Source organism: Mucilaginibacter inviolabilis, from assembly GCF_011089895.1.
Classification (GTDB): Bacteria; Bacteroidota; Bacteroidia; order Sphingobacteriales; family Sphingobacteriaceae; genus Mucilaginibacter; species Mucilaginibacter inviolabilis.
This window is the reverse complement of sequence record NZ_JAANAT010000001.1, coordinates 2,087,015-2,109,322: the sequence shown is the minus strand read 5'-3', so window position 1 is coordinate 2,109,322 and position 22,308 is coordinate 2,087,015. Positions and strand designations below refer to the sequence as shown.

General features: G+C 42.4%; 18 protein-coding genes. 11 read left to right on the top strand and 7 right to left on the bottom strand.

Annotated elements, in window-relative coordinates:
* Positions 1–22: 22 nt before the first annotated feature.
* The 4 genes from G7092_RS08410 to G7092_RS08395 all read right to left on the bottom strand — a co-directional run bounded on the left by G7092_RS08410 (position 23) and on the right by G7092_RS08395 (position 4,857).
* A complete protein-coding gene (locus G7092_RS08410; RefSeq protein WP_166088084.1) occupies positions 23–1,252 on the bottom strand; it encodes an ABC transporter permease in 1,230 nt (409 codons plus the stop codon).
* A 25-nt stretch (positions 1,253–1,277) separates the two neighbouring features.
* Positions 1,278–1,943 (bottom strand): ABC transporter ATP-binding protein, encoded by a 666-nt coding sequence (locus G7092_RS08405; RefSeq protein ID WP_166088082.1) that lies wholly within the window; start codon positions 1,941–1,943, stop codon positions 1,278–1,280.
* 134 nt (positions 1,944–2,077) lie between these two features.
* Complete coding sequence (locus G7092_RS08400; RefSeq protein WP_166088080.1) at positions 2,078–3,535, bottom strand: TolC family protein; 1,458 nt, start codon at positions 3,533–3,535, stop codon at positions 2,078–2,080.
* Positions 3,536–3,609: 74 nt separating this feature from the next.
* Positions 3,610–4,857: an efflux RND transporter periplasmic adaptor subunit gene (locus tag G7092_RS08395; protein WP_166088078.1), complete on the bottom strand. Its 1,248-nt coding sequence runs from the start codon at positions 4,855–4,857 to the stop codon at positions 3,610–3,612.
* Positions 4,858–5,140: 283 nt separating this feature from the next.
* Here G7092_RS08395 and G7092_RS08390 point away from each other — a divergent pair, with 283 nt between their 5' ends.
* Positions 5,141–6,811 carry an alpha-amylase family protein gene (locus G7092_RS08390; RefSeq protein ID WP_166088076.1) on the top strand — a complete coding sequence of 557 codons (1,671 nt, stop codon included), beginning with the start codon at positions 5,141–5,143 and terminating at the stop codon, positions 6,809–6,811.
* 72 nt (positions 6,812–6,883) lie between these two features.
* Here the strand turns inward: G7092_RS08390 and G7092_RS08385 are convergent, their stop codons facing one another.
* The gene (locus G7092_RS08385; protein ID WP_166088074.1) at positions 6,884–7,075 is read right to left on the bottom strand and encodes a hypothetical protein; all 192 of its coding nucleotides are present in this window, start codon (positions 7,073–7,075) and stop codon (positions 6,884–6,886) included.
* Here G7092_RS08385 and G7092_RS08380 point away from each other — a divergent pair.
* The 4 genes from G7092_RS08380 (at position 7,074) to ybiA (ending at position 11,562) form a co-directional block, all read left to right on the top strand.
* On the top strand, positions 7,074–8,384 hold the full coding sequence (locus G7092_RS08380; protein ID WP_166088073.1) for a hypothetical protein: 1,311 nt from the start codon (positions 7,074–7,076) through the stop codon (positions 8,382–8,384). The genes G7092_RS08385 and G7092_RS08380 overlap by 2 nt on opposite strands.
* A 9-nt stretch (positions 8,385–8,393) precedes the next feature.
* Entirely contained in the window at positions 8,394–8,744 is a 351-nt protein-coding gene (locus G7092_RS08375; protein ID WP_166088071.1) for a DUF2019 domain-containing protein, read from the top strand.
* 86 nt (positions 8,745–8,830) lie between these two features.
* Positions 8,831–10,957 (top strand): outer membrane protein assembly factor BamB family protein, encoded by a 2,127-nt coding sequence (locus tag G7092_RS08370; protein ID WP_202985238.1) that lies wholly within the window; start codon positions 8,831–8,833, stop codon positions 10,955–10,957.
* A gap of 11 nt (positions 10,958–10,968) precedes the next feature.
* Positions 10,969–11,562: a riboflavin biosynthesis intermediates N-glycosidase gene (ybiA, locus tag G7092_RS08365; RefSeq protein ID WP_166088069.1), complete on the top strand. Its 594-nt coding sequence runs from the start codon at positions 10,969–10,971 to the stop codon at positions 11,560–11,562.
* Here the strand turns inward: ybiA and G7092_RS08360 are convergent.
* Positions 11,559–12,092 carry a GNAT family N-acetyltransferase gene (locus G7092_RS08360; RefSeq protein WP_166088067.1) on the bottom strand — a complete coding sequence of 178 codons (534 nt, stop codon included), beginning with the start codon at positions 12,090–12,092 and terminating at the stop codon, positions 11,559–11,561. The two genes, ybiA and G7092_RS08360, sit on opposite strands and share 4 nt — an antisense overlap.
* A 151-nt stretch (positions 12,093–12,243) precedes the next feature.
* Between G7092_RS08360 and G7092_RS08355 the strand changes: the two genes are divergently transcribed.
* The 6 genes from G7092_RS08355 to G7092_RS08330 all read left to right on the top strand — a co-directional run bounded on the left by G7092_RS08355 (position 12,244) and on the right by G7092_RS08330 (position 21,408).
* Positions 12,244–13,461, top strand: coding sequence for a glycoside hydrolase family 88 protein (locus G7092_RS08355; protein WP_166088065.1), 1,218 nt, complete (start codon positions 12,244–12,246; stop codon positions 13,459–13,461).
* Positions 13,462–13,483: 22 nt separating this feature from the next.
* Complete coding sequence (locus tag G7092_RS08350; protein ID WP_166088063.1) at positions 13,484–14,086, top strand: TMEM175 family protein; 603 nt, start codon at positions 13,484–13,486, stop codon at positions 14,084–14,086.
* A 176-nt stretch (positions 14,087–14,262) separates the two neighbouring features.
* The gene (locus G7092_RS08345) at positions 14,263–14,868 is read left to right on the top strand and encodes a sigma-70 family RNA polymerase sigma factor (RefSeq protein WP_166088061.1); all 606 of its coding nucleotides are present in this window, start codon (positions 14,263–14,265) and stop codon (positions 14,866–14,868) included.
* 94 nt (positions 14,869–14,962) lie between these two features.
* Positions 14,963–16,168, top strand: coding sequence for a FecR family protein (locus G7092_RS08340; protein WP_166088059.1), 1,206 nt, complete (start codon positions 14,963–14,965; stop codon positions 16,166–16,168).
* A 293-nt stretch (positions 16,169–16,461) separates the two neighbouring features.
* On the top strand, positions 16,462–19,854 hold the full coding sequence (locus G7092_RS08335) for a TonB-dependent receptor (protein ID WP_166088058.1): 3,393 nt from the start codon (positions 16,462–16,464) through the stop codon (positions 19,852–19,854).
* Positions 19,855–19,878: 24 nt separating this feature from the next.
* Entirely contained in the window at positions 19,879–21,408 is a 1,530-nt protein-coding gene (locus G7092_RS08330) for a RagB/SusD family nutrient uptake outer membrane protein (protein WP_166088057.1), read from the top strand.
* A 56-nt stretch (positions 21,409–21,464) separates the two neighbouring features.
* Here the strand turns inward: G7092_RS08330 and G7092_RS08325 are convergent, their stop codons facing one another.
* Positions 21,465–22,079, bottom strand: a complete 615-nt coding sequence (locus G7092_RS08325) for a trimeric intracellular cation channel family protein (RefSeq protein WP_166088056.1) — start codon at positions 22,077–22,079, stop codon at positions 21,465–21,467.
* Positions 22,080–22,308 lie beyond the last annotated feature (229 nt).

Genomic DNA, 22,308 nt, shown 5'->3' with positions numbered 1-22,308 from the left:
GTGATTTAAATGTTAATAATATTTATTGGGCTTTTAAAGCAGTTACTACATTGAGCTTTGACATGCGCCAGGCCGGGTAAACACCCGATAACAAGCCGAAGAAAAAACAAACCAGCAAACCGATACCCAGCACTGTAAAATTGATTGACAGTACCAGGTTAGGGATCAGATGAAAGCTATTGATTACCTGTATGGCAACGAATGCCAATATTAAGCCGATGAGCCCGCCTAAGAGCGTGAGTATAATATTCTCTATCAAAAACTGGTACACCAGCGTGCCCGATGAAGCCCCGAAAGCTTTGCGCACCCCAATTTCTGATGAACGTTCCATAATTCGGGTAATATTGATGTTTACCAGGTTAAGTGTGGGGAGCACAGTTACCAATAAAACAAATATGACTATAATGGTAAGCACAATGGTTACGCCAGATGTGTTCTCGTTACCCGTATTCACATAACTCCTGAGATATGATTCGGCATGGCTATACATTTTATTGAACCGATTACTTTCCATGGGTATACGGCGCATCATAGCATCATATTCATTGCGCATGCGTGGTACATCCGCTGCCGATTTAGCCAACATTACAGCGGTAAAGCCACCAAGGTATCCTTTCCCCTTCGTAAAATCTGTTTTTGCTACTGTATAAGGCAGGTATATATCGCTGTATAAGTTATAACTGGTTATCGGTACGTTTTTTACTACACCTATTACTCGGTATTTTACATTATCAGCCTCGATATATTTGCCTGCTACGGATGGGATATCGCCAAAATACGCTCTTTTCATATCCTCAGATATCACGGCTACTTTATCGGCATTATCTATCTGCTGCTTATTGAAAGCTTTACCCTCAATAAAATCATATTCCATAATGTCCCAGTAGTCGGCATTGGTGTATTTATAGTTTACGGCTATCTTTTTATTGTTGACATAGGTGTTTGTACCTTCATAAGTTGACGATATGCCCAATTTAACCGGAGTTTTTAAACTACTTACAAAGTGACTTAAAAAATAGTAGGATAATGTGCTTGAGCTTTGTCCATCTTTACCATCCTCTTGAAGATGCGTTACATACAATGAGCGGTCGCGTTTCCTGTCAGGATAACTGTCACCTACAACCTTATCAAGAAAAGACGTGAGTACCAGTAATATAGTAAGCGTAAAGCTGATGCCGAACAAGCTGATAAAGGTGAAGAACTTTCTGCGCCTTAATACCGCTATGGCTATTTTAAAGTAATTTTTTAGCATGATCTTAATGTTTTAAGCTGATGTATTACTGAACCTGCGAACCATCAAATAAGCGTACCAGCCGATGGGTTTTATGGGCCATATTTTCATCGTGCGTTACCATTACAATGGTGGTGCCTTCGTTACGGTTAAGGTTAATGAGGATGTCCATGATCTCGTTACCCATAGCGCTGTCCAGGTTACCGGTGGGCTCATCGGCCAGTATAATTTCCGGGCGGCCCACAATAGCCCGGGCTATTGCCACACGTTGCCGCTGACCACCCGATAGTTGTGTAGGGAAATGTTTAATGCGGTTGGATAAGCCTACTTTGGCGAGAGCTTCTGTAGCCAGCGCCTTACGTTCTTTGGCTGTGGTGTTGCGGTACAACAGGGGCAGTTCTACATTATCCAGTACCTGCAGATCATTGATGAGGTGATAGCTCTGGAAAATAAAACCCAATTTCTGATTCCTGAACTGCGCCAGTTGCTTGTCAGACAAATGATCGGTCTTTTGATCACCTATCTTGATATCACCTTTAGATGGTGTATCCAGCAAGCCCATGATATTCAGCAGCGTACTTTTGCCGCAGCCCGAAGGGCCCATGATAGATAAAAATTCGCCTTTGGCTACATCCAGGCTGATGCTGTTGAGGGCCAGTGTTTCTATAGTATCTGTACGGTACACTTTTTCAATGTTTTGTAAACGTATCATATTATTTAATTATTGAATTATTGATTTAGTGAATGAGTGAGTTAGATTAATTATTGATTTAGTGATAAGGTTTAGGTTAATTAGTGAATGACTGATTTCTTTTTGATTTTTTACTTTTGAATTTTGACTTAAATCTACTGGTACGTTATTTTATGGTTGTTTTCAAAATCATATAACGATAGGTAACGCAGCTGGTAATAGGCTCCCCAGAAATCGCGGAGCGAGGTAATATAATCGCGCTTAGCTGCGTCATTTTCGCGAAAGGCTATACCCAGATCGGTAATGCTCAGGTCGCCCAGCACATAGCGTTCACGGGCTATTTTGTACTTTTCTGAGGCTATACTGTCGGCTTCGGCGGTATACACCAGCTGCTCCTTCATCAAATTAAAAAGCGATACCTGTGTAAATATTCCCTGTTTAAAATTTTGCTTATCCTGCTCCACCGTATACTCAGTAAGTTGCTGGTTGGCCAATGCTGTTTTGGTACGCGATTTTGACCTGCCCCAATCCAGAATAGGCACAGACAGCGTTAACTGTACTATCTGCTGATTTTGCGGATTATTATATACTCCGGGAATACTGGTGGCCGTATTTGAAAAGCCCAGGTTGGCATTCAAGGTAGCTTTCAAGCCTGTTTCACCCCTGGCTTTGGCTACATCTCTTTTGGCTTCGGCAATGCGCCTTAAAAAGCCTATGGCGTCTGCGCGGTTAGCATAGGCCTCGGCCAAAACCTTATCCGAGGTAACATTCATCTGACTGATGTTTTCGGGTATAGCCAACACAATTTTGCTATCATCCTCCTGCCCGATATAGCTACGCAAATTAAGCGTAGCAATTTCTATGTCGCGTTTTGCGGCACCCACGGCTTTTTTAGCATTAATCAATTCCAGTTGCAATTGCAATATCTCATTTTTTGATACTTTACCTAACTCAAATTTAATGTTGGTTATAGCCATTATTTTTTGAGTGTTGCTGTAATTTGTTTCGGCAATGTGCAAGTTAACCTGTGCCAGCAACAGATCAAAAAAATATCCTTCAACCGTAACGGCTATATTTTCCTGGTCTTCAATGTATTTCTGTTTACTCTCGTTATATTTTAGCGGTTCAATTTTTTTATCCCACTTGAGCTGGTTAAACTGAAAAAGCGGCTGAGTATACGCAATACTATACGGAACACCATTGTATAATGCACTATGCCTGTCAAAATCAGTAAAACGCTGCAGTTGGGTTCTGCCATAAATGGTACCTCCGGTGGCGGTAATGCTCTGACTAAAATCAAGTTGCAGTTGTGAGTTATCATTATGAACGGGCTGAAACAGTATAGTACCATCGGGCTGAAACACCTGCGAAAAAGTTTTTTGATAATCGGGCAAGGTACCACTCAAAGCCAACTGCGGCTGATAGTTTGATTTATAGGTACGATATTCCCAGTACTTGGTTTCGCGCACGGTAGCAGCCTGTTTGGCGGCTATAGAGTTTGCCTTGGCCATTTCAACCACCTGCTGCAGGGTTAGCCGCAGCGTATCGCTGTTGCTGCGGCCAAATGCCCCTGCACTCATGGTCAACAAACTTATAATGTATAAAATTTTCATGCTGTTATTCTAAGCATCATTGCAAAAGAGCCTCACCCAACCGAGAGGGCTTCGCAATGATTTGTCTTTTTACCCTAGTTATTTATCGTTATTTCTTTCGAGTTTTTATACTCGCTCATATCTGAAGTGATCACCACATCACCAGGTTTCACCCCGTCTTTAATCTCCACGAAATCAAAATTGGTTAGGCCGATATGAACTGTCCTGCGTTCGGCTTTTGCGCCATTGATCACAAAAATGTCTTGTACAGACGATCCCTTAAATGCAGGCCCATTAGCTACCTGCATTACCTTGCTATGCGTTGCGGTTACCAGAAAAACATCAACTTTCATATTGGGCCGTAGCAGCTTGCTGGACCGATCATCCAGCTGGATATCAAAAGAAATAATGCTGTTTTGGATAGATGGGGATACATTGCTTACATGTCCGCGTAACTGGTTATCATTAAACCTGATGACCACCGGGATACCCGCGTGTAACTGATCAACCGAGTTATCGGATATACTGCCCTGTACCTTAAAACTTCCCAGATCTGCAATGCGGGCCAGCGTTTCGCCCTCATGTATGTTGGCGCCTATGTTTTTATTTACATAGGTAATAACCCCCTTACGGGTAGCCACTATATTGGCCAGTTGTAGTTTACGTTGCAGTGCGTTCAGATCACTTTCCTGTATGGCCGCAGCAATCTCCGCTTCTTTGATCTCTATTTGCATGGTTTGCTGCTTATTTTTAATTTCGTTTTCCAACTGTTTTTTTTCCAGCTGGGCCACTTTCAGGTTAAGCTCGGCCTGTTCAATACCTTCGCGGGTACCGCCGCCTGCCTTGTACAGGCGCTTGGCATTTTCAACTGCATCTGCCAGGTTGCTGATGTGGAGCTGCTTGATATCGTTGTTCGATTGGATATCATAAAAACTTTTGTTCAGATCAAGTTTGAGCTTGCTGATCTCGTTGCGTTTTGATTCCAGCTGAAAGTTGAGCTTGTCGTATTCGGTTTGAGTAGTGGTTTTATCAAGGGTGATGATGGATTGCCCCACATTCACTTTATTACCGGCATCCATCAGGGCGTTTTTGATGGATGCATTGATGGGGCTGGTGATAATTTCCTCAAACTCCGGTAAAACTTCGCCGGTAGCGTTGATGGTATTTTCGATATTGCCCACTACAACCGCGGACGCGGTAATCTGGCCTCTGTTTATTGACGACTTGATGAATCCCCTCAGTATCCATACAGCCAGCACCAAGCCACTGATAACGATCAAGACGATCATCGTGGTTTTCCGGCGTTTTTGCGTGGTTACTTCAAGAGTTATTTCCTTATCCATTGTTATGCTTTTTGGGATAGGGATTTGCAAGAGCTATACCATTGTTAAAAAATTGGTTATTAGTTACTTATGTATTTTTGATTTTTAAAAAGTGATCGATTCCGGACATTTTTGATGATAATGGACAGGTAAGGTGCAGAAATTGAGGATTAGGATTGGATGTTACGATGGGGTTTTACACCTTAGCCCGGAAAGGAGATAACGAAAACCAGAGGGATTTTCCCTTCAAAATATTTTTATTAGCTGAATCCTTTTAGTAACGTTGTAATACCAATTTACAACTATGCAAAGGCGACACTTTTTAAAACTTTCTTCGGCTGCCACGGCTGCCGTACTCTTTAGCAGGATTACCCATGCTACCTCAACTCAAACTACGGCCATTAACGCTCCGGACGAAGTTTGGGCACAATCTGGCGATGAATGGTTTAAGTTAAAGGGTACCAATGGTACTTTATTTACTTATAAGGACATCAGCGTTAGTTTTAAAACCAGTGGTAATGCCAAAGGCATATTTGTTACTTCGCCAACACAGCAACTCAATGCTGTACGCCTGAAATGGAAGCATCATTTATCGCCCAACTCCAAATTCCTGGGCGATCACTGGGAGCGCTCTTATGGCGATTTACAATGGAAAACCCAGACCAACAATGTTAAAAATCCATGGTATGTAATCATTCATGATGATAAGCAAACCGCCTGCTTTGGTGTAAAGACAGGCTGTAAAAGTATTTGCTGGTGGGGCTTGACCAATGATAGCCTGGAACTTACTTTAGATATGCACTCCGGCGGTAACGGCGTATTATTAGGCACGCGCCAATTACATGCGGCGGATATCATCACCACTAACAATCGCCCGGGCGAAAACGCTTTTTACACCACCCATAGGTTTTGCGGTATGATGTGCCCAAATCCTCGTTTGCCTAAACAACCGGCTTATGGTATTAACGACTGGTATTTTGCCTATGGTAATAATTCCTTTGATCTGATTAAGAAGACAACAGCCATGATGGCCGAGCTGGTGACCGATACCCATAATCGCCCCTTTTCGGTAGTAGATGCAGGCTGGGCAACTTACTCGCCTTTATTACCAGGTGATGGCGGCTGGAACGATGATTTCTCCAGGCCTAACGATAAATTTAAGGATATGCATCTGATGGCCAACGAGATTAAGCAGTTGGGTATGCGTCCCGGTTTGTGGATGCGCCCGCTTTGTGCTCGTCATGACGAAAAAGCCAGCTTGCTGGCTCCCAAAATACCCGGCAGGGACGATCCGAAGAATCCTGTACTCGATCCTACTATCCCCGAGAACATCGCCCGTATCAAACATAATTTTGATGTATATAAACAATGGGGGTATGATATGGTGAAGCATGACTTTAGCACCTATGATATTACCGGCAGATGGGGCGCCGGCATGAAAGACAGCATTACCGCACCCGGCTGGAATTTTAATGACCGCAGCAGAACCACCGCCGAAATTATTAATGATCTGTATGCCGCTATCCGGGAGTCTGCCGGCGATGGTATCTACATTATTGGCTGCAATACCATGAGTCATCTATCGGCGGGGGTATTTGAGATGTGCCGTATTGGCGACGATACCAGTGGCCACGAATGGGATCGTACCCGCAAAATGGGCGTGAACACACTAGCCTTCCGCCTGCCGCAGCACGATAAATTTTACGCGGTAGATGGCGATTGCGTGGGCCTCACCACAGATATTTCCTGGGAAAGAAATAAACAATGGCTGGAACTATTGGCCGGAAGCGGTGCACCGCTCTTTATATCGGCCCAGCCCGAGGCTCTTGGTGCCGAGCAAAAAGCTGCTATAAAACAAGCCTTTGCTCAGGCAGCCAAACCGCAACCCATAGGCGAGCCTTTGGATTGGATGGATAACATGCAACCCCAAAAATGGAAACTGAACGGGAAAACAGTTGAATTTGATTGGAAGTAAAAGTTAATTATTGAATTATTAACACCCCATTTCTCACCACGCGTCATTGCGAGGTACGAAGCAATCCCCAACTTACAGAGCCGCTTTGTACAGTATAGAGATTGATTCGTACCTCGCAATGACGTTTTTTAATAATTTCTCTACGCCTTTTCCGCCGCAGACGAAAAGCGAAGCGTAGGCAGGAGCCAATCCTGTGTTTTTTATTTTATAAACAATGGAATTATTATCTTGTTCCACTTTTACATCACCCCGAAAATCTACCATGAAAAAACTACTGCTTTTTGCACCTATATTGTTTATCCTTTCGTGCAATGTGGACCCTGCCCGTAACCGCGAAAATCAAAAGCTTAACAGCCTGGCTGTTAAATATGTGAAGCTAGGCCTTACTATAGGGCAGTATGATTCCGATTTTGTGGACGCCTATTATGGCCCTGATTCGCTGAAGCCCAAAACAGAGCCTGCCAAGGAGTTCCCGAAGGACAGCCTGCTGGCCGATGCTAATATTTTAATGAATGAGTTAAGGTCTGTATCCTCCTCAGCTGTAGTTGATTCCAATAAAATGAGGGCCGACTGGATGTCTGATCAGTTGTTGGCTTTTAGTCGCCGGATACGCATTTTCTCTGGTGAGGAACGCCCATTTGATGAGGAATCCCGCGAACTGTTCGGCGTAACCGCTCCGGTTTATACAGAAGACTATTTTAAGGCCCAGATAGCGCAGCTGGACAGTATTTTACCCGGCAAGGGCCGCGTGAACGATCGTTTCCAGAAACTGGCCAATAAGTTTATTATCCCCAAGGATAAACTCGACCCGGTGATCAAAGCCGCTATTGCCGAAGCCCGAAAACGTACCCTGGCGCACTATAAGCTACCTGCTGGTGAAACCTTTACGCTGGAATATGTAACCAATAAACCCTGGAGTGGTTATAACTGGTACAAGGGTGGTTATAAAAGTACTGTACAGATCAATACCGATTTGAAAATATTTATAGATAGGGCCATTGATGTGGGCAGTCATGAAAGTTATCCCGGTCACCATGTGTATAATACGCTGCTGGAAAAGAATTTATACCACGATAAAGGTTGGGTGGAGATTTCGCTGTACCCATTATTTAGTCCGCAATCGTTAATTGCAGAGGGGAGTGCCAACTATGGCATCGAGGTAGCTTTCCCGGGTGATGAAAAAGTGAAATTTGCCAAAAGTGTGCTGCTGCCGCTGGCAGGTTTAGATACAACCGGTGTCAATCTGTATTTCAAAGCTTTGACTATCAAAGGTAACCTGAACTATGCCCGTAACGAAGCTGCCAGGGGACTGATAAACAATACCATGTCGCGCGATAAGGCCAGAACCTATCTCACCAAATACTGCCTCATGAACGATGAAACGGCTGATAAATCGCTCAGCTTCATTAAAAAATACCGCAGCTATGTAATCAACTATAATTATGGGCTCGACCTGGTAAAAAACTATATTGAAAGTAACGGTGGTACTGCCAAAGATCCGCAAAAACGCTGGGAGCTGTTTGGGCAACTACTAAGTCATGAGGTGGCACCGGCGAGTTTGGTGAAGAAATAGGGTAATGTGATGGGTAAGATAAAAGATGTTGCTACTGCGATAGAAACATTTAAAGAGGCTGCAAGGGTACATGGTGAGGCAACGGGAACAGGAAATTATAAGCTAGCTAATAAAAATTATCATTTAATTTTCAAGGTTATAACTTACCTGAAAGAGATTGATCAGATAGATTGCCTAAATCAATTTTTGGATGATCCCAATTTAAACATCCGAGTATGGGCAGCTACTTACCTATTGCCAATAAATGAAAAACGTGCCTTAGAAACATTGAATGAAGCTTCTAAGGGTAGTGGAATCATTTCTTTTAATGCGAAAGTTACTATTGATGAGTGGAAAAAAGGGCATCTGAAAAGTTTATAATTTTATATATGATGAAGATATGTTACCTCCCAATAATGTTTTGCACAGTAGTTATACTCTACAGTTCCTGCAAAAACAAACCAACAATGCTACCAACAGCCTACAATGGCTGGCAAACCTATGCTGGCACTAAGGAAGGTAACCGCTATTCATCCAATGACGAGATCAATTTAAGCAATGTATATCATCTAAAAGTAGCCTGGACCTTCAGCACAAAGGATAAAGATACTGCCAACCGCAGCCAGAACCAGTGTAACCCTATTGTGGTTAATGGTGTGCTGTATGGTACAAGTCCTAAATTGAAACTATTTGCCCTGGATGCCGCTACGGGTGCGCAGCGCTGGATATTTGACCCGGCAAGTGTGGATACTGCCGGTAAAAACGATCCGATGGCTTATTACAAAGTGAGCAGGGGAGTGATCTACTGGCAAAATGCAAAAGGCGGCGAAAAGCGTATTTTTTATAGTGTAGGCTCTAAAACTTACGCCATTGATGCTGAAGCAGGCACACCCGTAAAAACATTCGGACTGGGCGGATATATCGATCTCACTAAAGATCTAGGACGTGAAACAAAGTCGTTTGTGGCAGGTACCACACCGGGTGTGGTGTATCATGATCTGTTTATTGTGGGTACCCGTGTGGCTGAATCTGCCGATGCCGCGCCGGGGCATATCCGGGCTTATGATGCCCGTACAGGTAAAATGCGCTGGATCTTCCATACGATACCTCATCCCGGCGAAAAGGGGTACGAAACCTGGCAGGATACCGCTGCCTGGAAAAAATTTGGCGGTGCCAACAGCTGGGCAGGCATGTCGCTGGATGAAAAGCGTGGTATAGTATACATCCCGACCGGTTCTATCGGTGGCGATTTTTATGGCGGTTTCCGCAAAGGGCAAAACCTGTTTGGCAATTCTCTACTCGCGCTGAATGCGGCTACAGGGAAGCTCAAATGGCATTTCCAGGTAGTTCATCATGATCTGTGGGATCGTGACCTACCTGCCAATCCCAACCTGGTGACTATCATGCATGATGGCAAACAGATAGATGCCGTGGCGCAGATCACCAAGCATGGTTATATCTTTATGTTCGACAGAACCAATGGTAAACCCATATTCCCGATAGAAGAAAAACCAGTGCCCACCATGGCGCTGCCTGGAGAGCAACCGTGGCCAACACAGCCTATTCCAACTTTACCCGAACCTTTTACGAGGCAAACTTTTAATCCGGAGGACGTGACCGATATTTCGCCCAAAACCCACGAGGATATGCTGCAAAAGTATAACCAGGTTAAAAATAGGCTGATGTTTACCCCGCCCAGTAAACAAGGTGGCTGGATATTTCCGGGTTTTGATGGTGGTGGTGAATGGGGCGGTGCGGCGGTTGATGCCGAGTCAAAAATCATGTATATCAACTGCTCCGAAATGCCCTGGGCGCAGGTGATGATCGATGTGCCAAAAGGTGGCAACGATCAATCGTTAAAAGGCATGGGGCAGGTGATCTATAACAAAAATTGTATCGGCTGCCATGGGCCTGAGTTAAAGGGTAATGGTTCTTCATACCCGTCACTGGTGAACATCGGCAAAAAATATAAAGAGGAGCAGATCAGCCAGATCATCGCTAACGGGCGCAATATGATGCCATCTTTTAAACAAATAGCCCCGGCAGATAAAAAGGCCCTGCTGGCGTTTTTGCTGAAATTACCTGATACGAAGGCAAGCAAAGCAGTAGCGAAGGAACCTACAGTAAATCGTAATGTAAGTACAAAAGCTGAGAAAAAAGTAGTGGACGAAGTGCCTTATACCATGACAGGCTACAACCGCTTTTTGGATAAGGACGGTTATCCCGGCATAAAACCACCATGGGGTACGCTGAATGCAGTAGACCTGACTACGGGTAAACTATTATGGAAAGTACCGCTTGGCGAGTACGCCGAACTGACCAAAAAGGGTATCCCAGTTACCGGCACCGAAAACTATGGAGGTCCGCTGGTAACCAAAGGCGGTCTGGTATTTATAGCCGCTACCAAGGACGAAAAGATCCGCGCTTTTGACAAAAAAACTGGTAAAGTATTATGGGAGGCTCAGCTACCTGCAGCAGGTTATGCCACACCAGCCACTTACTCCATTGATGGTAAACAATACCTGGTTATAGCCTGTGGCGGTGGTAAAATAGGGAGTAAGTCGGGCGATGAGTATGTTTGCTTTGCTCTTTAATATGTCGACAAATGAAACAAAACTATCATACACAGTGGCTTATTGAAAAATATTATAATGAGGAGCCTGTTAAATTTTTATTTTTCTGGGGACATAATAAGAAGCCACATGAGCAGGTGGGAAAATTTTGCTTTAGTCAATGGTTTGAGTTACCGTTCACGGTTGGTGGTATAACTTACAAAACGGCGGAGCATTGGATGATGGCCAATAAGGCACTTTTATTTGGGGATCAAAAGAATCATGATAAAATTCTCAAAGCCAATCGCCCAGGTGAAGTAAAAGAATTTGGCAGAATGGTTGAAAATTTTGATGAAATGATCTGGAGAGATCAAAGGTATCAAATAGTAGTTAACGGTAATATCCACAAATTTAACCAGCACCCTGAATTTGCCCAATATTTGATAAATACTGGTGAAAGAGTTTTAGTAGAAGCCAGCCCTGTAGATACCATTTGGGGAGTTGGCTTAGCACAGGATAATGAACAAATCAATAATCCTAATAATTGGCGAGGACTAAATTTATTGGGTTTTGCATTAATGGAAGTTAGGGATTTTTTGAAGGAACATGGCAAAGATCTGATCATTGACTTTGTGTCTAAGACTTAATATATCTTCAATTCCAAATGAATATCCTCTGGTTCAAGGGCAAACAACCCCGGGTCAATCTCTTTGGTTAGGATGGCGCCGTTCTTTAAATAAAAATCAACGGTGCCCCTGGTTGGTGTGGCAGATATGTATAGTTTTTCGGCTCCGAGACCCTTTGCAATAGTTTTGCATTGTTCCAACAGATTTTGCCCTACTTTTTGCCCGCGTACCCGCTTGCTCACATACAGGATATCCATTTTAAGATAATTATGTTGGATGCCTCTTTTTACACCATCTATAGAGGCAACACCAACAAGCGAGTTGTCATCAAAAGCCCCGATAACCCGTCCATTGGTACTGATTAGTTTATGTTGCCGCAAGATGATCTCGTCGAGTTCCTGCTGGTCGAAATGGGTAACGGTTTGCCGGTCTGGTTTTAAAAGTAATTGATCGTTATGCAGGTAATAGCTTTCCCGTATTTCTTCAGCGCGGTCAATTTCGGCTATCCGGTGCAGTTCGGCGGGGGAGAGATATTTATAAATAATGCCCATGATAATTCGGTTGATAAACGATCGGTTAAGATAACTATTACGTAACAAAGAGCTCCGTTATAACATTATGCTTAGTGGTTAAATTATATTGCTTGCAATTTCAATCAAAATTTGCATTTTTACCCTCAGCCAAATTTTATAAATGCCTTTTATGAAGTCCAGAATTCTACCTGTTGTTTTTTGTGCGTTTTTATTCTCCGTATTCAGCTTAAATCTGTTTGCCCAAAATAATTTTAAGCCGGAGAAAGGACTGTTATCAACCATCAAAAAAAACTTTAAGGATGCGGATAATCAATATAAATTTCTGGCTCGGCAGATAGGTCCGCAGGAATTTCCAAAAACATATCACCCTGATACCAAAAAACAGGAAAACAGCAATTCGGGCTGGTGGTGCAGCGGTTTTTATCCGGGTAGTTTATTGTATCTGTATGAGCAGAACCACGATCAGCAGTTACTGACCGAAGCTAACCGTATATTGGGTGTACTATCTAAGGAACAATTCAATACGCATACGCATGATCTGGGTTTTATGATGTACTGCAGCTTTGGTAATGCTAACCGGATTGAGCCTAAACCGGAGTATAAACAAATTTTAATCAACAGTGCTAAATCGTTATCAACCAGGTTTAACCCGACAGTGGGCTGTATCAAATCATGGGATTCTAAAAACCCGTCAGATTACCTGGTGATCATTGATAATATGATGAACCTGGAACTGCTGTTCTGGGCCACTCATGAAACCGGCGATTCCAGCTATTACAAAATAGCGGTTACCCATGCCAATACTACCATGAAAAATCATTTCAGACCCGATTACAGCTCCTATCACGTGATCAATTACGATGCCCAAACGGGGGCGGTCAAAGAAAAAAAGACAGCACAAGGCTTTGCTAACGAATCGGCATGGGCCAGGGGACAAGCGTGGGGTTTATATGGTTACACTGTGATGTATCGTGAAACCAAAGACAAAAAATACCTGGAACAGGCGCAAAACATTGCCCGGTTTATACTAGCAAATCCTAATCTGCCTGCTGATAAGATACCTTACTGGGATTATAATGCTAACAATATTCCCAATGCGCTTAAGGATGCTTCGGCTGCTGCAATAGAGGCTTCGGCTTTACTGGAGCTTTGCCGCTACTCGGATAACAATATGGGGCAGGAATATTTTACAACTGCCGAAACTATTTTGAAAACATTATCATCACCAGCTTATAAAGCACCAGCCGGAACAAATGGAGGTTTCATATTGGAGCATAGCGTAGGTCATTTGCCAGGAGGTACCGAGGTTAATGTGCCTCTGACTTATGCTGACTACTATTTTATTGAAGCGATGAAAAGATACCAGGCATTCGGCGTAAAAAATTAAAGTTGATCATAAATAAAAATCTATGGCATTTGGTAAATCGAGGATAGAGGCTTTTAGTGATGGTGTTATAGCCATTATCATCACTATTATGGTGCTGGAGATGAAAGTGCCTCATGGTGAAAGTTTTGCGTCGTTAAAACCGCTGATGCCTGTTTTGTTAAGTTATGTACTGAGTTTTATTTATGTGGGGATATACTGGAACAATCATCACCACATGTTCCATATCGTAAAATCGGTAAACGGGGCAATATTATGGGCCAATCTTCACCTGCTTTTTTGGTTGTCACTGATTCCTTTTGTAACCGGTTGGGTTGGCGAAAACCATTTTACCCAATTACCAGTAGCCTGCTACGGGTTTATATTGGCGATGAATGGCCTTGCATATACCATTCTGGAAAAAGCGCTGATCAGGCATAATGGTAAAAATTCTGTTATTGCTAATGTGTTAGGGCGCGATTGGAAAGCAAAAAGTTCTGTAATTATATATGCTGCGGCAATTGGTTTATCCTGGCTAAGTCCTGTAATTAGCTTTGTGTTATACGGTGTGGTTGCCGCCCTGTGGTTTATTCCTGACAAAAGGATTGAAAACAAATTAACCCGCGAAGCACCTGAAAATAAAGAATAACCATTAGTTTAGATACCCCTGCTAATAAGTAAAAGATTATCGCGCGGAAGGGGCGGTTTTCTAAAAAGAATAAACTTTATCACTATAGTACTGTTATTGCACTTGACTTAATTTAGTTAGGAGCGTTAAAGGTTTTATAAAAGTTTAATTATTTGCCAATATTTATACACTAAACTATGTTTGAAATTGCTCATGCTGATGAGAGAGAGCTGTTGATGCAGGTAGCTTCGGGTGATGAACATGCCTTTCGCCAGTTGTTTATGATGTATCATCAGCAATTAGGGGAGCATATGCTACGCATAACAAACTCCATTGAACTAGCTGAAGAAATAGTGCAGGATGTTTTTTTGAAAATATGGTTCACTCGTGAATCATTGGTTCGCGTTGATAATTTTAAGGCTTACCTGTTTGTAATATCCAAAAACCACGCCTTAAACTGCCTGAAAAAACTGGCTAAGGAACGTGCAGTGATCAAACAAATGGAAGAAGCTGGTACCGGAAACCTTCATGCTGAAATAGCTGGTACAGATATGTACTATAATTTATTGGACGAAGCTATTGATCAATTACCTCCTCAGCAGCAAAAAGTGTATTTACTGAGCAGGCACGGTCGCTTGAAATACGCTGAAATAGCCGACCAACTGGAGTTATCGCGCGAAACTGTAAAAAAATATTTGCAGATAGCTACCCTGTCAATAACAGAGTATGTGCATGAGCATCTGGAAGTTATAGTGCTTTTGCTAATCGCTCTAAAAAGTTTTTTTATTTTTTTTAGAAATTAATACCCCCTTTTTTACCCTTGTTGTTGTCATGTAAGTGAGGTTTCCTAAAAACCATCATTCGCCAATTATTTACTATGATAAACAATTACACGGTATGAGTGCATTGAATGCCAGATTACGTTATCTTTTTAACAGCTACTATAACCAAACCGCTACAGAACAGGAGCGGGATGAACTGTTTCAAATTATTAATGCCTCATCCAATGATGTTGAACTGACAGCACTTATTCAGCAGGCGTGGAATGACCTCGAAGTAAATGAGCTACTTTTTGACCCCTCAAAAAGCATGGATATGTTAAACAATATCCTGAAAAACGGAAACCAGGATAATATTCATATTATTAAGCCTCCGGATAATTACAGATTATGGCTACGGTTGGGTACAGCCGCCGCATTAATGATCTTTTTAGGCTTTGGCGCCTATGTACTGATCAACAAGAAAAGACAGCCTGATACAAAAAAAAACATAGCGAAAACGCAACCCAGGCATGATGTGTTGCCAGGAGGGAACAGGGCGCTATTAACGCTTGCAAATGGTAAAACGATTTATCTTGATAATGCACAAAACGGTGTTTTAGCCAAAGAAGGAAATACGCAAATTAATAAAACCCACGACGGGCAGTTAGTTTATGAAGGTGGCAAAGATGGGGCTGCTACCGGGGCAATACCCATGAATACCATCGCGACGCCAAGAGGAGGGCAATATCAATTAGTATTGAACGACGGGAGCAAAGTTTGGTTAAACTCAGCATCGTCATTAAGCTTTCCGGCTGTGTTTACAGGTAAAACCAGGGAAGTTGAAATTACCGGAGAGGCTTATTTTGAAGTGGCGAAAAATGCAGCCATGCCTTTCAGGGTGAAAACTAACCATACCGTTATTGAAGTATTGGGAACCCATTTTAATACCATGGCTTATAACGATGAGGCGGTAATGAAAACTACGCTTCTTGAAGGATCTGTTAAAATAAGTAATAACAACTACACCAGTATTTTAAAACCTGGCCAGCAGGCATCTTTAAACCAGAACGGTGAGATCCGCGTGGTTAATGATGCCGATGCTGATGAATCGATTGCGTGGAAAGACGGACTGTTTCAGTTTACCGGTGCCAGCATCCAATCGATCATGAGACAGGCTGCCCGCTGGTATGATGTGGAGGTAACTTATGAAGGTAAAATCCCTGAGAGAGAGTTTACCGGGCGTATATCCCGTAATGTAAAAGCCTCTGAACTTTTGGGAATGCTTAAATATGAAGGGGTTAATTTTAAAATAGAAGATAAGCACATTACTATAATGCAATAATCCTGTTGATCAGGATTAAATAAATCTCAAAACAACTAACCAATTATTCACCTTAAACAACTCTATGATGGAAGAAATACCAAAAATAAGTTAGCTCCGGCAGGGGGATTCCACAACTTATGATGTCCTGCTTCTGCGCCGTATAGGCTTATAATCCCTAAAGCAGGTAATAGGTATATGATATAAAAAAACCGGGAAGTGTTCGCTGCACTTTCCCGGCCAAAATTATCTGGGCCCCAAAAGAATGCAATCGACGAATTGAATTTAATGTTTAACCCAAACACAACAAACTTATGAATTTTAATTCTAAGGCCACGCCTCTGGCATGGCCCCAATTATCCAAAATAATACTGGCTATGAAGCTAACGGCTATTATTATAATTGCAGCCCTTACCAATGTAAGTGCAAAAAGTTATAGTCAGGTAGTGACTTTGCATCAGAAGAACACTACTGTTGAAAAAGTACTGAAAGCAATTGAAAAACAAACTGGTTATCATTTTTTATATGATAAAAAGGATGTATCCAATGCAGGCGGAATAAATGTTGAAGTATCCAATGCTTCGCTTCAGGAAGCGCTTGATCAGTGTTTTAAAGATCAGCCCTTAACGTACAAGATTTTCCAGGAAACCATTGTAGTTAAAAAGAAAGATGAAACTGCTGCAAATACTCCGGCGGCATTTAAAGTACAAGGTACGGTAAGTGATGATAAAGGACCTCTTCCTGGTGTAAGTGTCAGGATTAAAGGCTCAAGTGTGGGTACAATTACTGATGTAAACGGTAAGTATACTTTAAATGCGCCAGATGGTAATGCAACCCTGGTATTTAGCTTTGTGGGTTACAACACGCAGGAAGTGCCTGTTGGTAACAAATCTGTGCTCAATGTAACACTTGTTGAGAATCAAAAAAGCCTTAACGAAGTTGTTGTGGTTGGCTACGGTACTCAAAAAAGGGTTGATCTTACCGGTTCAGTTGGTAGCGTTGGCGCAAAAGCTTTACAGGAGCGTCCGGCTATTAACTTAGAGCAGGAATTAGCTGGTAAAATTGCGGGTGTAAACGTATCTACCAACTCTGGCGCACCAGGTGGTGAAACCAAGATCCGTATCCGCGGCTACAGTTCTATCAATGCAGCAACAGATCCGCTGTATGTAGTGGATGGAGTGGTATGGACAGCCGGCGGCGCAGCGTTAAATCCTAACGATATTGAAACTATCGACGTTTTGAAGGATGCGTCATCAACAGCTATATATGGTACCCGCGGTGCCAATGGTGTAATCCTGGTAACTACTAAACGTGGTAAAAAGGGTGGTAGCGTAAGTTATGATGCTTATGGAAGCGTTAGTGTAATGGCTAAAGAACTACCTGTGCTTAACTCTCAGCAATGGTTATCGGTTGAAGATCAATCTTATGCCAATATCCCTAAATATGACCCCGTAGGTTGGGCAGCAGGAAAATATGTAGATGATGATCCAAAAAAAGAACGTACCGCGCTGATAGGTAAATTATTTGATCAGAATCTGAATCCGTTGTATAACGTAGATTGGCAAAAAGCTACCACGCGTACTGCTTATAGCCAAAACCACAATGTAACCTTTACAGGTGGTTCAGATAACCTTACTTATGGCTTATTTCTAAACTATGCCGATGATGAAGGTATTATCCTGAATAGCTATCAGAAACGTTATAACGCACGTTTAACTATTGACCACCAGGTAAAACCATGGTTAAAAGTGGGTGCTACCATTAACTACAATAACTCTGAGCAACGTACCGCAGATGACGGTACAGGTGGTAATAATATTCCACGTATGTTGATTGAAATGGTGCCATTTATTCCAATCAAATATCCTGATGGTTCATATGGTAAAAGAACCGATTATCCGAATCTGGAAGGTGGCGATAACCCAGTTGCGCAAGCCAATGAAATTCACAATCTGTATCGCAAAAGCATATTTAGCGGTAACGGTTATTTGAATATAAATCTGGCTCCGGGATTAGAATTCCGCAGTACTTTAGGTGTTACTACTCAATCCAATTATAACCCGCATTATCAAACCAGTTTAGTTGGCGGTGCTACAGTTGACCAAAGCAACAGTTCGGCTTCTATTAATGAGTATAATGATACCTTCTGGCAGTGGGAAAACCACTTTACCTATAGCAAAGTGTTCAATAAAGTGCACTCATTGAACGTAGTTGTAGGTACAGAACGCCAAAGCTTTAATGAGCTGAGTGTAGGAGCCTCTACATCCGGCCTGTCTGATAACTACTTTGGATTCAATAACCTGGGTGTAGGTGCGGTTCCCGGAACACCTGCTTCAAATTATTATGCATGGCAGATACAGTCGTTCTTCGGACGTATCAATTATGGTTATGAAGATAAATATCTGTTAACCTTAACAGGTCGCGAAGATGGTTCTTCCCGTTTTGGTCCTTCAAAAAAATATGGTTTCTTTCCGTCAGCAGCTTTGGCCTGGCGTGTATCCCAGGAAGATTTCCTGAAGGATAACAAAACCATTTCCGATCTGAAACTGAGATTTAGCTATGGTTTAACAGGTAACTCTGAAATTGGTCAATACCGCTCTCAGGCTAACCTCGTATCCGGAAGCACGGTGGTAGGCGGGACAGGAACTGTAATTGATACAGGCAGCCCGGGTAACCCTGATCTTCAGTGGGAAAAAAATAGCGAGTTTAACTTTGGTGTTGCTTTCGGCTTGTTCAATAACCGGTTGAACGTTGATGCGGATGCTTATTACAAAAAGACCAAGGCGCTATTATTAAACGCACCAATTCCTGAAAGCAGTGGTTACAGCAGCGTGTTTAAAAACATCGGTAGCCTTGAAAACAAAGGTATTGAGGTAACCATTAACTCTGTTAACGTTAAAACACAGGATTTCACCTGGAATACCACTTTTAACATCTCGTTCCTGAAAAATAAAATTCTGCACTTAGGTGATGCTAATGATGATATCTTCCTGGCACCTACTTTCCTTTCGCAATTTAACCTTTTACGTGTTGGGCAACCTGCCAGCGTATTTTATGGCTACAAAGTGTTAGGTACATGGAGTACAGCCGAAGCTGCCGAAGCTGCTAAATATGGCAAATTACCTGGTGACCTTAAAATACAGGATACCAATGGCGATGGAAAAATTACTGTAGCTGATAAGCAAATTTTGGGTAAATCAACCCCATCTGGTTACGGAACATTTACCAACAGCTTCCGTTACAAAGCGTTTGATCTGGGTATTGAGCTACAGTTTAACTATGGCAACCAGATCATGAACTTAACACGTCACTCTGGCCAGGATCGTACCGGCCAGGCCAATAGCTATGCCACTGTATTGAATGCCTGGACTCCAGATCATCAAAATACCAGTATAGCACAGGATCGTCCTGCTTATGTTTATTATCAAACAGAAATATACTCAACCAAGGTAGAGAGCGGTAACTTCATCCGTGGCCGTAACGTAACGTTGGGCTATAATTTCCCTGATAACCTGGTTAAGAAAATTAAACTAAGCAGGTTAAGAGTGTATGCACAAGGCCAAAACTTGTTCCTGATCACCAAGTACACCGGGTATGATCCTGAAACTTCCACCTACAACAGTAGCAGTAACTTTACCCAGGGTATCCAGTTTTACGATTATCCAAAACCAAGAGTATATCTTCTGGGTGTAAATGCAAGTTTTTAATTAAATACCTAAATGAATGTTATTATGAAATTTAATTTAAAAAAATACAGGACTGGTTTACTGGCCCTGATCGTTATAGCAAGCGCTACCAGTTGCAAAAAATATCTTGATGAACCTAATAAAAGCAACTTTACTCAGCAAAACTATTTTACAACGCAGAGTCAGGCACGTGCATTTGTAAACGGTATTTACGGCAACAACCTGAATGGTCAAAACTATGGCACCTACTTTTTTCAGAATGGTGATGCTTATGGTGAAGCCCCATTTATTACGCTTGAACTGTTTGCTGGTCACGCCACATCATTAGGACAAAGTGTGAATAATAATAACGTAATATTTGAGCGTACAGATCCAACCAATCCCGGTTTTGAAACCGTATGGAAAAGCTGCTATACCGCCATTGCAGAGTGTAATATTGCATTGAACCGTATACCTGCTATCAGCATGGATGACGCTACAAAAAAATCAATGTTAGGCGAGGTGTACTTTTTAAGGGCATTCTATTATTATCACCTGGTAAGATTGTATGGTGATGTGCCTTTGATCACTGCTCCGGTTGATTTGAATAGCTCACTTTTATATCCATCGCGCACAGCAAAAGAGCAGGTGTATGATCTGGTAGTAAGTGATCTTTTGGCAGCCGAGCAATCTGGCCTTCCAGGTACTAATGGTATGTTAGCATCAATGGGTGCTGTTCATACATTGTTGTCAAGTGTATATTTAACTATGGCTGGTTATCCGCTGCAAAAAACTGAGAACTATCAGAAAGCCGCAGACGAGGCAAAACAAGCGCTGCCTTTATATACCCTGTTTACTGATTACGCCTATTTACATGATAACGCTCATAAAAACCAGGGTGAGTTGATATTTCAGGCCAATTATGATGCAACTAAAAATGCTACCAATGCTATTACCCAGTTAACCGTACCGTTTAACTTGCCGGTTGGTGTTTATGGCGACCACCTGGGTGCTATGATCCCTACGGATGCTTTCTTTGCCAGCTATGAGGCTGGTGATAAGCGTACACAAGAACAACAATTCTATTTTTCACAGTATCCATCTTCTGATGGTAAATCCACTGTTATTTTTGGAGAGCACTGCCTGTACAAATACTTCCATGTGGAAAGTTCTGTATCGGGTACTGCCAATAGCGGAAAATGTGATGAAAACTGGACACTTTTACGTTTGCCTGAAGCTATGCTGACCTATGCTGAGGCCTCAAACGAGGTGAATGGTCCAACTGCTGATGCTTATGCTGCGGTAAATCAGATCCGTACTCGTGCAAACCTGGCACCCTTGGCTGGTTTAACCAAAGATCAGTTCCGCGTGGCCATTTGGAAAGAGCGTTATCACGAGCTTGCTTTCGAGGATAAATCATATTTCGATATCCAGCGTACACACCAGATATATGATGTAAAAAACAATGTATTTGGTCCGGCAACATCTACCGCAAATGAGCAGGGTGTTACCATGAAGGATCAATATTATCTGTGGCCGATCCCGCAACGTGAGATCTCCACAAACAATAAATTAACCCAAAATACAGGTTGGTAATATTGATTATCAGAATAACAAAAAGGCCCTCCGATATTTCGGAGGGCCTTTTTGTTTTAATGCCATTCTTCGTTGTAAACAAACTTGGGCATCTGCCATTTATAACGGATGGATAATAAGCGTAATGCCAAACCAATAATACAGGCCAGTACAATGGCAAGCTCCGAACTTCCTCCCAAATATTCAATACCTAAATAAGCCGCCCCGGTAACTATCGAAGCGCTGGCATAAATCTCTTTATGAAACAACAACGGGATATCATTACATAATACGTCCCGAAGTACACCACCCGCGCAGCCGGTGATCATACCGCTGAACATCACGATAGTAGGCGGGAGGTTTATTTGTTGAGCTACCTGGCAACCTATAATGGTAAATACTACCAAACCCAGCGCATCAAGATATAAAAAGAGCCTTTTGAGTTTGGTCATTAAGGAAGCGATGATAGCCGCTAATATGGCCGCACCAGCGGTAATCAGCAGGTATTCAGGGTGCTCAACCCAGCTCATGGGGTAATGGTTAAATAAAATATTACGTACGGTACCACCGCCCAGGGCAGTAACCCAGGCAATAATGCAAACGCCCACCCAATCCATATTACGCCTCCCGGCTGATAAAGCAGCCGTCATAGCTTCGGCAATAATGGCGATGATGTATAATATATGTAACATAATGATCCCGGGATTTTGAGTGCGAATTTACGTATAGCTCAAATATAATTATTCGGAGCTGCCAAATAAATGGCGTTTGAAAATGCGGGCAAATTGGGTTTACATGGTTTACACTTTTTATGATTAACATTAATTTATATAATTGATATACAGATAGTTAGTTGTATTTTGCTGATATATTATGGGTTTTAGTGTAAACCCACTTTGGGTTCTCTGCGCTCTACCCTTC

Bases quoted from the DNA above. Each gene is read 5' to 3' on its own strand.
- G7092_RS08335 (WP_166088058.1), top strand. From the start codon at position 16,462: ATGAATTTTAATTCTAAGGCCACGCCTCTGGCATGGCCCCAATTATCC.
- G7092_RS08330 (WP_166088057.1), top strand. From the start codon at position 19,879: ATGAAATTTAATTTAAAAAAATACAGGACTGGTTTACTGGCCCTGATC.
- G7092_RS08375 (WP_166088071.1), top strand. From the start codon at position 8,394: ATGGGTAAGATAAAAGATGTTGCTACTGCGATAGAAACATTTAAAGAG.
- ybiA (WP_166088069.1), top strand. From the start codon at position 10,969: ATGAAACAAAACTATCATACACAGTGGCTTATTGAAAAATATTATAAT.
- G7092_RS08350 (WP_166088063.1), top strand. From the start codon at position 13,484: ATGGCATTTGGTAAATCGAGGATAGAGGCTTTTAGTGATGGTGTTATA.
- G7092_RS08340 (WP_166088059.1), top strand. From the start codon at position 14,963: ATGAGTGCATTGAATGCCAGATTACGTTATCTTTTTAACAGCTACTAT.
- G7092_RS08390 (WP_166088076.1), top strand. From the start codon at position 5,141: ATGCAAAGGCGACACTTTTTAAAACTTTCTTCGGCTGCCACGGCTGCC.
- G7092_RS08355 (WP_166088065.1), top strand. From the start codon at position 12,244: ATGAAGTCCAGAATTCTACCTGTTGTTTTTTGTGCGTTTTTATTCTCC.
- G7092_RS08345 (WP_166088061.1), top strand. From the start codon at position 14,263: ATGTTTGAAATTGCTCATGCTGATGAGAGAGAGCTGTTGATGCAGGTA.
- G7092_RS08410 (WP_166088084.1), bottom strand. From the start codon at position 1,252: ATGCTAAAAAATTACTTTAAAATAGCCATAGCGGTATTAAGGCGCAGA.
- G7092_RS08405 (WP_166088082.1), bottom strand. From the start codon at position 1,943: ATGATACGTTTACAAAACATTGAAAAAGTGTACCGTACAGATACTATA.
- G7092_RS08360 (WP_166088067.1), bottom strand. From the start codon at position 12,092: ATGGGCATTATTTATAAATATCTCTCCCCCGCCGAACTGCACCGGATA.
- G7092_RS08370 (WP_202985238.1), top strand. From the start codon at position 8,831: ATGCTACCAACAGCCTACAATGGCTGGCAAACCTATGCTGGCACTAAG.
- G7092_RS08400 (WP_166088080.1), bottom strand. From the start codon at position 3,535: ATGAAAATTTTATACATTATAAGTTTGTTGACCATGAGTGCAGGGGCA.
- G7092_RS08325 (WP_166088056.1), bottom strand. From the start codon at position 22,079: ATGTTACATATATTATACATCATCGCCATTATTGCCGAAGCTATGACG.
- G7092_RS08385 (WP_166088074.1), bottom strand. From the start codon at position 7,075: ATGGTAGATTTTCGGGGTGATGTAAAAGTGGAACAAGATAATAATTCC.
- G7092_RS08395 (WP_166088078.1), bottom strand. From the start codon at position 4,857: ATGGATAAGGAAATAACTCTTGAAGTAACCACGCAAAAACGCCGGAAA.
- G7092_RS08380 (WP_166088073.1), top strand. From the start codon at position 7,074: ATGAAAAAACTACTGCTTTTTGCACCTATATTGTTTATCCTTTCGTGC.